Raw genomic sequence first — 11,592 nt, 5'->3', positions numbered from 1 at the left:
CCCGGGAAGTAGCAGCAGAGCCCGAGATTGCCGCGGCCCTTCGGGCCTCGCAATGACAAACGTGTCTGTCATCGCGAGTTGATACCCGGACGACTTGTCCACCGAAGCTTCACGCGAAGGTGGAAGCGATCCCGGGAAGTAGCAGCAGAGCCCGAGATTGCCGCGGCCCTTCGGGCCTCGCAATGACAAACGTGTCTGTCATCGCGAACAGTTAAGTGAGTGAAGCGATCTCAGGTAAAAGATCTTGCCAGCCAGGATTCTTTTGCTCGATCAATTTGATCTTTTTCTCTCGCGTTCCCGCTTTAATTTGCTTCTCACGTTCAATAGCAGTCAGTGGATCACCGAAGGTTTCGAAATAAACGAGTTTGTTCACATTGTAGCGTGAGGTGAAACCTTCAACCTGTTTTCCGCGGTGTTGGTGAGCACGTTTGACCAGGTCACCGGTAAAGCCGGTGTAAAGGACACGGTTCCATCTGTTGGTCATGATATAAACATAATAGTTTTTGTGCATGCCGCTTCAGTTGCAATTTGGCGGCCAGTTGAGATTGCTTCACGCGGGAATGGTTCGCAATGACAAGCGTGTGTGCTCGGAGCTTAAACCGTGCCCATCCAGTTCTTCTCCAGATTCTACTTCCGGCACCCGGTCAAAAAAGAGATCACAGTCGATCTCGTGCTGAAGAAAGCCAGGAAATTTGTGGACGCCGACCCGAAGACGAGAGGCAAGAGGGTCATAGTCAGGCGGTTCCAGCGGGAGTTCGACCGGGAGGGGAAGCCGACGAAGAGGGTCACGGTGGATGTGAGCATTGTGCAAGCCAGCAGTGGAAGCAAGTAATAGCAATAGAAAAACTGGCTTTTACCTATTACTATTACCATTACTATAACTGTTACTATCCTTTGGGGGTTTCAATGCCCGGTCTACCCTACATCCTGCAAAAAGAGGTCACACAGAGGACCGACATAAAGTCACAATCCTTCGTGGGCATCGACCTGGGCACCACCAACTGCTCCGTTGCGTGTGTGGATCCTCAGAAGCTCCTGGAGGGCGATCTGGCGGAAGCGGTGAGGCTCATCAACATCGAGCAGCCACGCCTCAGTGGTCGCCTTCACAGTCCCCTACTTCCTTCTGTCGTAGCTCAGGTGGACATCGACAAGTGGTGGGTAGGCCAGGGGGCCCGGGAGCTTATCCGCCAGGGCAACTACGTCCGGGGCCAGAACATCTTCTATTCTACGAAGTCTGAGATGGGCCTGGGCAAGGAGCCGTTCTACCCCTATGCAGCCTCCACCACTTACGACACACCTTTCAAAGTTGCCGGCGCTTTACTTGAGGCTCTCACATCCGCGGCAGAAGCGGAATTGGGAGCTGAGGTAAAGGACTCGGCCGTTGTCACCGTGCCGGCCTCCTTCCAGTCAGGGGCCCGCAAAGACACCCAGAGAGCGGCAGCTATAGCCGGCCTGGTGGTGGACGAGAATTCCCTTCTCGATGAGCCCAACGCGGCCCTTCTGGACTACCTGTTCACCTATGGCAAGGATGCGGCATTCTCTATCCAGCACCCCACGAAGATCCTTGTTTTTGACTTCGGCGGAGGGACCTGTGACCTGTCCCTTGTCCAGGTGCAGATGGTGGATGGGCGCTTTGCCATCTCCAACCTGGCTATCTCCAGGTATGAAAAGCTCGGCGGGGACGACATCGACACCGCCATTGTTGAGAAGAAGCTTCTTCCGCAGCTTCTCGATCAGAGTGGTGTTGACAGATACGACCTGGGTTTCGGACAGAAGAAGAACATCGTTTTGCCCCAGTTGCTTTCCACTGCCGAGGCGCTCAAAATGGCCCTGTGCGATGAGTATCGCAACCAGATCTCCCTCAAGGGCATCGGCAATGTGGACAGGAAGCGCGTCACTGCCGCCCAGCCAACCATTGAAGTGCGTGTGGGCTCCATGACCCTCACCCTTGGATCCCCGGCCCTTTCCCTCACCGAGTTCGAGGAGATCCTGGAACCTTTTGTGGAAGAGGAGTACCTGTACCGCAGGGAGATGGACTTCGGCGCAGCCACATCCATCTTCTCCCCCGTCATGGATATCCTGGGGCGGGCGGACCTGGCGCCGTCCGACGTGGACGCGGTGCTTCCCGTGGGCGGCAGCGTCCTCATCCCGCAGATCACCCAGGCTCTGAAAAAGTTCTTTCCGAAGTCCGACCTGCTGGCCTTTCCCACTGCCGAAGCCGCCCAAGTGGCAGTGGCAAGGGGCGCCGCATGGCACAGTTTTCTGCTCAAGGGTGTGTCAAAGCCCATGATCCGCCCCATCGCCCAGGAGAACATAGGTCTTCTCACCCGGGGCGGCGGGTTCGCGGTTCTCATCCCTGCCGGAACGGAGTTGCCCTATCCCGATGACGGGGAGCATGCCCTTTACAGCGGCCTCATGGTCCCGAAGGAGTTCATGAAGGGGGTCAACATCGTTGTCGCTGCCGACGGCCCTGACAAGATCCTGGCGACGGCTCACCTGGAGTTCGACCAGATACCCAGGTCCGGCGAGCCCATAGGAGTGAAGTACAGGCTCGACGGCAACAAGGTCCTGGAGGTGGAGGCATGGCTCCAGGACAGGCCGGACGTTAGCTGCAATGTGAGTCTGGAAAACCCCCTGTCGGCCACTGCGGTCACGGACGAGGCCGAACAGCGGATCCTTGAGCTGGAGCAGCGGGTCGGGCAGCTGGTCAAGGGGGGCAGCAAGGCCGACCTGGCGACTGCCATGGTCGAACTGGGTGATCTCAACCGGGGCACGGAAAGGAACGAGAAGGCTGTCAGCTGGTACCAGAATGCTCTCCGGGTGCGTAACGAACCCGACGCCTGGGTCCTCAACTCCATTGCCGGCTGCTACGTGGCCCTGCAGGCAGGTGAGAGGGCGGAAAAGGCCTACCGGGAGGCTGTAAAAGCATCGCCCGAATCCGGGGGCTTGAGGTTCAACCTCTCGCTGCACCTGGCAGATGCCGGGCGGCCGGAGAAGGCTCTCGCGGAAGCTGACAGGGCCTGCGAAATATCCGGGGCTCAGCCGGTCTACCGTGCCTGGAAGGGGATTCTGCTCCAGAAACTCGGCCGCGAGAAGGCCGGGAAGGCCGAGTTGGAGAAAGCCCTCGAGGAGTTCGAGTACCTGGAGGGGGATGACGAGTGGTCCCTGCACTGGCAGCGACGCACTTACCTGGCCCTTGGGCAGGAGGGAAAGGCCGACGCCATTGCCAAAAAACTGGCCTCTGTGAAGGGAACGGTGAAGCTCCCCTACGTGCCCGAAGACCTGCCCGGACAGCAGCTCGGCAAACCTGTGAAGCGATAGGCGGTGTTCCAATGGACGATCTTCCATATATGAAATCCAATGCGGGAGTTTTAACTGGATTTCATATCAGGGTGAAGCTATGACCACCCGCCGAACGTGGCTAATAGGGGGAAGCAACCTGACCCCCGACCAGCTTGCGGTGGCCCAGGCCCACCCCGGCGAACATCTCCTCGTTACCGGCCCGGCCGGGTCGGGCAAGACCCTTCTCCTGCTGCACAGGTCGCTCCATCTCATGAAGGAGCACCAGGTGCCTCCCTCCCGTATGGGGGTCATGGTGTACACCAATGTGCTCAAACGCTATATCAGGTCAGGTGTTAGCGAGCTTGGGCTTCCCGAGGATATGGTCAGCCTCTTCTTTGACTGGGTTGAGGAGTACAACAATAGGCACATTTACCATCGACTACACTGGAACCCCGAACGTAAAGCCCCGGACTACGTAAGGGCGGTGAGAGATGTTCTACAGCATGTGGAGCGGAATCTCAGGTCGCCTATTTATGATGTTCTGCTGGTCGACGAGGGCCAGGACCTCCCCCCTGAGGCTTTCCGTCTGCTGTCCAGAATCGCCCGCCATGTGACTGTGTTCTCGGACCCAACCCAGAAGCTGTACGACGAGGGGGCCAGTACTGGGGATGCCCTGAAAGGACTCGGGTTAAGGGCAGAGTCCCAGGTCCTGCTGAAAAACTTCCGCAACGCCCCGGCTGTCGCCCAGGCCGCCTCCCGTTTCCTTGACGAGAGCGACGCGACTGTCTACCTGCGCACCAGGGCCGTGCCACATTCGAGCGCCTTCCGGGTCCCCCTCCTTTTTGTCGCCGACCGGGGGGCCGAGGAGATCGACCGTCTCGCGGACCTCCTCAGGGGTGAGATCAACCTGGGCAAGAGAGTGGGGATCCTTCTGCCCACCAACCAGATGGTGGAGGACATATCCAGGGGGATGAACGAAAGGGGGATACAGGTCGAGACAGTCAAGGCGAGGGGGCAGGTGCGGGAGGACTTCAACATGCTGACCCCCAAAATCCTCACCGTTCACAGTGCCAAGGGACTGACTTTCGACACAGTCATGATCCCACGCATCGTGGACTGCAAGTACAGCTGGGCCCGCAACCTCAACAAGATGCTCTTCGTAGCCAGCACCAGGGCTCTTGAGTGGGTGTACTACGGCACTGTGGACAAGGACATGTGCGATGAACTGAAGTGCCTGTTGCCGCTGGAGCAGAAAGGGGCTCTTGAGATCCAGACACCGAGGAACATCACGGTACCTAAACCGGTGACAGTAACGGAGGGTGATGGATTGGATCTGCCAATGTGAGATGAAATATGGAAAGGGCTGAAATCTATAAAGTCTGGCTGGGTGATGTTTTTACCGACACGTGTAAGCCTTTAATTATCTCTGCAATTATTAGATCTCAAGGTCGTTATGTAATAGATTCATACTGTTAACACCCCATGTCCCCCGGCGGAAACAGTTTGATGTGGCAATGAAAGGCAACGTGACGATGCTCATCTGGCTTGGTAAAATGGGCTACAGCGAAAAACTGTAACCCATTGAAAACATTGGAGCCGAGAAGCGGACTTGAACCGCCGACCTACTGATTACGAATCAGTTGCTCTACCAACTGAGCTATCCCGGCTTATGAAACGGCGCTAATAATAATCCTACGTTAAATTGGTGTCAAGTCATGGTGGGATGGCGCGCCGTCTTATTCAGAAGAGGGGACCCCTGGAAGAGGGGCAGAGGGGAGAAAGCTTTCAATCTCCTCTTCTCCTTTTCTCCTCTTCCCCTTTTCCGGTCGTTAATCGGCTGTCTCTATTCTTCGGTTAACAAGATCTATAGTCCTTATCCGGGCTTTAATCTCCGTTTCGTTGCCGTTCATGTCCTTGAGGCGGATGCTGTCCTCCTCGACCTCAATGAGATCGATCTCATTCAGGTGCCGATGACCATCCTTGAAAAAGAGGATAAACGCTGATTCATTGCACATGCCAATTTCCTCCGAAAATTGAGTTCCCAGGGTCCCGCCTTCGCTTTGGGGCGTTACCAGTGGCTATGCCCTCACAAATCAGCTACGGCGTGGCAAGCCAAGGTCCAGGTTCCGCGTGAAGAAACCAATCAAGCTAACAACGTCACCATTCTAGGGGAGGGCACATACAAGTGCAAGGGGGAGAGACGTTTTGATCAATGCTCAAATGAGTTCGCATTGATCGTATCGGTGTATCGGTGTATCGGCGTGTCGGGGAGGAAAATACCTGGTCTGAAAAAGGGCTATTTCTTTTTCTTCCCGCCCTTTTTCAGCAAATCGTACTTCCGCAAGCGCTCTCTCAGCGTATTCCGGTTGATCCCAAGGACCTTGGCGGCCCGGACCTGATTGCCCTTTACCGCTTCCATCACCATTTCGAACATGGGCATTTCCACCCTGGACATCACCTGTTCGTAAAGGTCTCCCTCCTCAATGGTGCTCCAGGGTGCCACGATCTCATGCATCCACTTCCTTATAAATTCGTCAAAAGTCTCTTCTACCCCCTTGTCGGAGCCTTCCATGGACAGACCCAGGTCCGAAGTGTGGATCACAGGATCCGATGCCAGGACATAGGCCCTCTTGAGGGTGTTGAGGAGTTCGCGGACGTTGCCGGGCCAGACGTGCTTCAAGAGTACCGACATGGCCCCCTCTGAAAGGGTCCTGAGCTCGGAACCCTCCTCCTCCGCGAAGACTCTCAGGAAGTGCCCCGCGAGGACAGGGATGTCCTCTCTACGCTCCCTTAGCGGTGGTATACGGAGGGATACGACGTTGAGCCGATAATAGAGGTCCTCCCTGAAGTCTCCCTCCTTAACCGCTTCCCACAGTTCCCTGTGTGTGGCCGAGATAACCCGTACGTCTGAACGCAAGGAACGCTGCCCGCCCACCCGCTCGAACTCGCGGTTCTCCAGGACCCTCAGTATCTTGGCCTGGAGGTTGCCTGGCATGTCGCCGATCTCATCCAGAAAGAGAGTCCCACCGGCAGCCAGTTCGAACTTGCCCTTTCTCGTATCGGTGGCACCCGTAAAGGCTCCCTTTTCGTGCCCGAAGAGGACGCTCTCGAGCAGTTCGCCGGGGATAGCTGATGCGTTGACGGCAACAAAGGGCCCGGACGCTCTATTGCTGAATCGGTGAATAGCCCGGGCAACGAGTTCCTTACCAGTGCCGCTTTCTCCCAGGACGAGTACGGTGGCGTCGCTGGCCGCTACACGCCCCATGGCCTTGAACAGCCCTTCCATTAGCGGTGAAGTGCCGATCATGTCTTCCATCTCGGCCGGAATCGCTTCTGCTTCTCTTTGTGAGTCCGCCGTCTCTATCTGGGCGAGTCCGCGGTCCACCCTTTCAAGGAGAACGGAAATATCGAAAGGTTTGGGCAGATAGTCGTAAGCTCCCCGGCGCATGGCTTCCACGGCGTGGGTCATAATGTTCTGGGCGGTGATAATGAGGACAGGCAGCTGAGGATGGGACTCTTTGAGTTTACGCAGGACGGTTAGCCCGTCGATGTCAGGCATGAGGATGTCCAGGATGACAAGATCGGGGGTGACCTCGAAGGCAGCGGCTATCCCTGATCTTCCATCCGGGGCGGAGGTCACTTTATATCCCTCCCTGGATAGCGATTTTTCAAGCACCCACCGCATGCTCTGGTCGTCTTCGATAACCAATATTTTTTTCGCCATTTCTACTCCCTGATAGCGTTTCGAAAAAAATATCTGAAAGAAACGCTCATTCTGGATTCCGGATCTTCGTCCGGAATGACTGATCACCCTCTATTAACAGGTATTATGATGAACAGGCCCGTGGTATGGCGGTTAAATGTCTGCAATTGGTTTACTGGATACAGGTTCTTCCCCGTTTCGCCGATACCCCGTTTCACCGTTTCGTTCCGAAGGAACAGCTTTCCTCCCCGATACACCGGCACCCCGATACCCCGATACCAGGTTCGCGTATTTATCCCGCCTTGAGCGGAAGAAATACGCGAACCTCCGCTCCCCCCTCTTTCCGATTGTCCAGGACAAGGGAGCCGCCATGATCGTGGATGATCTGTTCGCTGATGGCAAGGCCCAGCCCCACTCCCTTGGACTTGGTGGTCACGAAGAAAGTGGTGTATTCTTTTATGTCAGGGTCGAACCCCTGCCCATCGTCCATGACCACTATTTCCAGAAATCCTCCCCTGGCTCCCGACCGGGGCGCAGCCGAAGTGCCAACGGGTCCGCCAACCGGGACCTGTGTCTTGATAGTGATCTCACCTCCCGATGCGGACGCTTCAACGGAGTTCTTAAGCAGGTTCAAAAACACCTGGATGAGACCGTTCCGGTCACCGTGCAAAGTAGGCAGGCTGGGGTCATAGATACGAAGGAACGACAGGCCGGCTGTTTCCTCGGACAGTTCCAGAAGGTGTATGACCTCATCGAGTATTTCGTGGATATTTATCTCCGAAGTGCGGAGTTCCCCTCTGGGGACAGCAGCGAGGAGGGTTTCAAGGAGTCCGTCGATACGGTCCACCTCCCGTAGTATGACTTCACAGTACTCCATCATCGGGCTGTCCGGTGTAAGTTCCGAACTGAGGAGCTGGGTGGCTCCCTTGATCCCGCCGAGTGGATTTTTGATCTCGTGGGCCATGCCGAGGTTCAGAACGCTAAATATGGCCAGTTGATCCGCTCGCCGATAGGAGCGATCCATGTCCCGTAAAATGGTCTCATCACGAACAAGGAGGGCGGTTCCCACAAGAGTGCCATCGGGTTCCTGGATCGGCGATACGCTTACGGAAAGGTCGATCGTTTTCCCTTCCGGACCGGGCATGGTGATGCCGCTGTGAACCATGGCCCTGGTCTCGCTCAGGCACGCTTTTACCATTTCATCCAGTTCGATGTTCCCGGGAAAGACCTTGGCCGCATCTTTGTTAACAACGGACCTGAACGATCGGCCAAGGATCCGCTCACCGGACGGATTGACCCGGACCAGGCGACCCTTGGTGTCGAAGAGAAAAAGACCCTCGACTAGTGAGTCTGTCAGGTGTGATTCTATGGACATATTAAGATTCCTGTATCGGTGTGTCGGTGTATCGGGGAAAAGTCAAATGCAGGGCCTCTTGATTTGTTACTCAATTACACGCCTGTCACGCCAAAGGCGTGATTACCCCGTTACTCCGATACGTATGGTTTTTGGAACCACCATTCTTGATAAATTCGCAAAAAGTCCAATCCGGGACTTTTCGCTCCACGGAAAGGGAAAAGCGTTGTTTTCCCTTTCCTTACAAATCAATGACTTACAGTGCGAGTCATTGATTTGGGCGCCCCGCGCGGGGCGCATTGATGGACTTTTTGCGAGTCCATCATTCTTAAAATTCGAAAAAATATTCAGCCGCTTTGATAATCTCATGTGGTTCCAAAAGCCCGTTTATCTCCCTTCTAAATCCACTTCCGCCCGAGAACCCCTTACTGTACCATCCCAAATGCTTTCTCAGGTGCCCGACGCTGCGCCTCCCCGGGAGATAGTCAAGGAGCATCTCTACGTGTGTTTGCACAAGTTCCGGGCTGAAACTCCCGTTATGGCCAAGTTTGATGCCTGTAATATAGGCATGCATTGCGTTGAAAATCCACGGTTTTCCCAGGGCGCCCCTTCCTACCATAGCCCCTGCACAGCCTGTCTGGGACAGCATTCGGGAGGCTTCCTCCCCAGTGGCCACATCCCCGCTGCCAATGACCGGAACACCCACCGCCTCCACAAGTTCCCTGATGGCATCCCAGCGGGCCTCTCCTGTAAAGCCTTGAGCTCGTGTCCGGGGATGCAGGATAAGGGCGGCAGCACCTTCACCCTCCAGCGCTTTTCCCAGTTCGAGGTAGTTCTTTTCTTCCTCAGACCAGCCCAGTCGAAACTTCACAGTGACGGGAACCTGCACCGCGTGGACAACCTTTGCCAAAATGCTCCTTGCAAGGTCCGGTTCCCTCATGAGCTGAACGCCGCTGCCGCTTTTGAGGATCTTCTTCACCGGGCATCCCATATTGATGTCCACAATGTCGGCGCCGCGGTCCTCAAGAAAACGGGCCGCCTCAGCCATTTCATCCGGGTCACGTCCAAAGACCTGGGCCGCCACCGGATGTTCCTCCGGGTGAAATACGGCCATGTCCCTGGTGCGCTGGTCCCTGAAATGAAAGGCCCTGGAGCTTATCATCTCGGCCCACACGAAACCTGCCCCGCCCTTGCGGCAGACGAGGCGAAAGGGCAGGTTTGTAATACCCGCGAGGGGGGCCAGGATCAACGGTCTTTCGATCCGGATATTGCCTATCTTTAACGGTTTCAGCATGACGATATACTATCTCCGGAGTGAGATTCCCTTGATCCCGGGTATCGGCGTGTCGGCGTATCGTGGAAAGGGCATAACAATTGCACTCGTCTTTCTCAAATGGATGATTACATCAATTTGTTGTTTGAAGGAGATCTGGTTCGACTGACATAATCACATCATATCGAGAGCTAAGAGTTTACCGTAATGCAAAAAAGGGTGCTATGGACATTTTTGAGTTAACAAAAGGATTTCCACCCAATGAGAAATACTCGATGGTGGATCAAATGCGACGCTCATCTCGATCAGTTTGTACGAACATTGCGGAAGGATGAAGAAAACGCAGGTGCAGAGCAGCTTTTATAGCCGAGCTGAGTGATTCCGAAAGTGAAGCGTGCGAAACCCAGGTGTGGTTGGATTTTGCCCAGAGTTGCGGATACATAGATGGTGAAACGGCGAGAAGACTTGAGGACAAGTATGAAAAGATCATGGGACAGATAGTCCTCATGATCCAAAAGGCCGACCAGTGGCTCATCAAAGGGAATTAGAGAATCGAAGATATAGAACTTATAATTATCCCCTTACCCCGCCTGTCACGCCAAAGGCGTGATTACCCCGATACCCCGATACGTGTTCGGAAGAAAATTATTTTGGCATATCTTCCGAACACACCAGGAGCCGGTCCCGGAAATAATCAAAATCATCATCCTGATTTTGGGTGTGGCAATCCAGGCACTGGGGAGCAGCCGGGAGGTGGAGAAGGCTGTAAAGGTCCGGTGATTTCACGTGGAGGGAACCTATACCGTGGCAAGCTTCACACTGGACGCCGCGAAGGTCCTCCCTTGGTGCTTTGGGCCAGTAGCCGGTGCGCCGCTCGTACCCTGTAACGTGGCAGGGAATACAATCGGGGTCTGCCCCTGCATCTTTGGGCGCAAGTGAATCGAAGGCTCTGGAATGGTCTGTGGTGAGCCAGAAACGGTATCTGGATTCATGACAATCGGCACAGGCTTTGGGTCCTGTGTAACGTACCTGTTCCTCATTGGAGGCGGCTGGTCCCTGACTGCTGACAGAGTTTTTTGAAAGACTTTTCCTGTAATCGCTGATCATATTCAATATCTGCGGGTCGTCAGAAAAGGAAGGATCCAGGTTTACCATAGCCGGTTCGTAAGGGGTCAACCTGATCGCAGATTCTCTCTTTTCGATGAGGCTGTCCAGGGCTCTCTGGCCCGCCGGTGTGCTAGTCTTGGTCTGAGCAGTCTCAATCTGCTTATCCAGAAACTCAAGCTCGTTTCGGGATATCCATCCCTTGATTTCGCCATCCAGGTGTAATAAGAGCTTGCCGACAGCTCTGCCTTCGTAGAATCCGGAGGTAATGAGTGTCCTCTCCTGAATGACAGGGTTTTTCATAAAACGCTTGGTCCCGCCGGTTATGAGAACATCAATGCCGGGAACCGATTTAGCCAGCTGGAGGTCCTTTGAAAAGCCCAGGTTGGAAATCACAACGATGAGGTCGCATTTATCCCGGATTTTTTCAACTGCTTCCCTGGCAGCCGGCAATGGATCTTTGACCTCGGCACCGGGCATACGTTTGAAGAACAGTCCTTTATCGGAGGGAGGGGCTGTAAGTCCTATGACGCCTACGGTCAATCCCCCTGCCTTCAGGAGGCGGTAAGGTTCGAAAATGGTATTGCCCTTGTTATCAGTGAGGTTGGAGGACAGGAACTGGAGCTTTGTCGACTCGTTTAAGGAGCGCAGTAGATCGAGGCCCAGGTAGAGGTCCATTTCGCCGATGGCAGCGGCTGCATAGCCCATGCGGTCCATGGCCTCCAGGATCAGCCTGGCTTTGGCCTCTGCCGGTTCGAGGGAGGGTTTTGCAAGAGGTTTATCTGCAACAAGGTTGCCGGAGTCCAGGATAAGGGTATCGGTCCCTTCTGCCTTCTCCTGGGTGATAAATGCGGCTCGGCGGGGAAGACCCCCCAC

Annotated in this window: 9 protein-coding genes, 1 tRNA gene and 1 pseudogene; 4 read left to right on the top strand and 7 right to left on the bottom strand. The window is 55.1% G+C overall.

The annotated features are described in order from the left end of the window. Positions 1-211: 211 nt before the first annotated feature. The gene (locus tag P1S59_04540; GenBank protein MDF1525520.1) at positions 212-511 is read right to left on the bottom strand and encodes a GIY-YIG nuclease family protein; all 300 of its coding nucleotides are present in this window, start codon (positions 509-511) and stop codon (positions 212-214) included. Between the two features lie 90 nt (positions 512-601). Between P1S59_04540 and P1S59_04535 the strand changes: the two genes are divergently transcribed. The 3 genes from P1S59_04535 (at position 602) to P1S59_04525 (ending at position 4,627) form a co-directional block, all read left to right on the top strand. Next, complete coding sequence (locus tag P1S59_04535; protein ID MDF1525519.1) at positions 602-832, top strand: hypothetical protein; 231 nt, start codon at positions 602-604, stop codon at positions 830-832. Between the two features lie 74 nt (positions 833-906). Beyond that, positions 907-3,321 (top strand): Hsp70 family protein, encoded by a 2,415-nt coding sequence (locus P1S59_04530; protein ID MDF1525518.1) that lies wholly within the window; start codon positions 907-909, stop codon positions 3,319-3,321. Positions 3,322-3,400: 79 nt separating this feature from the next. Next, positions 3,401-4,627, top strand: a complete 1,227-nt coding sequence (locus P1S59_04525; protein ID MDF1525517.1) for an AAA family ATPase — start codon at positions 3,401-3,403, stop codon at positions 4,625-4,627. A gap of 246 nt (positions 4,628-4,873) precedes the next feature. On the opposite strand, the gene P1S59_04520 is transcribed toward P1S59_04525, so the two are convergent. The 5 genes from P1S59_04520 to dusB form a co-directional block, all read right to left on the bottom strand. After that, positions 4,874-4,949, bottom strand: a tRNA-Thr gene (locus P1S59_04520). Positions 4,950-5,111: 162 nt separating this feature from the next. Continuing rightward, positions 5,112-5,297 (bottom strand): CooT family nickel-binding protein, encoded by a 186-nt coding sequence (locus P1S59_04515; protein ID MDF1525516.1) that lies wholly within the window; start codon positions 5,295-5,297, stop codon positions 5,112-5,114. Positions 5,298-5,578: 281 nt separating this feature from the next. Beyond that, positions 5,579-7,006, bottom strand: a complete 1,428-nt coding sequence (locus P1S59_04510) for a sigma-54 dependent transcriptional regulator (GenBank protein ID MDF1525515.1) — start codon at positions 7,004-7,006, stop codon at positions 5,579-5,581. Positions 7,007-7,277: 271 nt separating this feature from the next. Then, complete coding sequence (locus tag P1S59_04505; GenBank protein MDF1525514.1) at positions 7,278-8,360, bottom strand: ATP-binding protein; 1,083 nt, start codon at positions 8,358-8,360, stop codon at positions 7,278-7,280. 307 nt (positions 8,361-8,667) lie between these two features. Continuing rightward, on the bottom strand, positions 8,668-9,633 hold the full coding sequence (dusB, locus tag P1S59_04500; GenBank protein ID MDF1525513.1) for a tRNA dihydrouridine synthase DusB: 966 nt from the start codon (positions 9,631-9,633) through the stop codon (positions 8,668-8,670). 149 nt (positions 9,634-9,782) lie between these two features. Between dusB and P1S59_04495 the strand changes: the two are divergent. Continuing rightward, positions 9,783-10,160: pseudogene (locus P1S59_04495) on the top strand (four helix bundle protein). Between the two features lie 97 nt (positions 10,161-10,257). On the opposite strand, the gene P1S59_04490 reads toward P1S59_04495, so the two are convergent. Then, entirely contained in the window at positions 10,258-11,592 is a 1,335-nt protein-coding gene (locus P1S59_04490; protein ID MDF1525512.1) for a multiheme c-type cytochrome, read from the bottom strand.

It is taken from the genome of bacterium, assembly GCA_029210965.1.
In the GTDB taxonomy this organism is placed as follows: Bacteria; BMS3Abin14; BMS3Abin14; order BMS3Abin14; family BMS3Abin14; genus JALHUC01.
Note: the sequence above shows the minus strand (reverse complement) of the source record. Positions and strands in the feature narration are given on the sequence as shown.

Excerpts from the sequence above, each read along its gene's own strand:
- P1S59_04540 (MDF1525520.1), bottom strand. The coding sequence starts at position 511 with ATGCACAAAAACTATTATGTTTATATCATGACCAACAGATGGAACCGT.
- P1S59_04530 (MDF1525518.1), top strand. The coding sequence starts at position 907 with ATGCCCGGTCTACCCTACATCCTGCAAAAAGAGGTCACACAGAGGACC.
- P1S59_04525 (MDF1525517.1), top strand. The coding sequence starts at position 3,401 with ATGACCACCCGCCGAACGTGGCTAATAGGGGGAAGCAACCTGACCCCC.
- P1S59_04515 (MDF1525516.1), bottom strand. The coding sequence starts at position 5,297 with ATGTGCAATGAATCAGCGTTTATCCTCTTTTTCAAGGATGGTCATCGG.
- P1S59_04510 (MDF1525515.1), bottom strand. The coding sequence starts at position 7,006 with ATGGCGAAAAAAATATTGGTTATCGAAGACGACCAGAGCATGCGGTGG.
- P1S59_04505 (MDF1525514.1), bottom strand. The coding sequence starts at position 8,360 with ATGTCCATAGAATCACACCTGACAGACTCACTAGTCGAGGGTCTTTTT.
- dusB (MDF1525513.1), bottom strand. The coding sequence starts at position 9,633 with ATGCTGAAACCGTTAAAGATAGGCAATATCCGGATCGAAAGACCGTTG.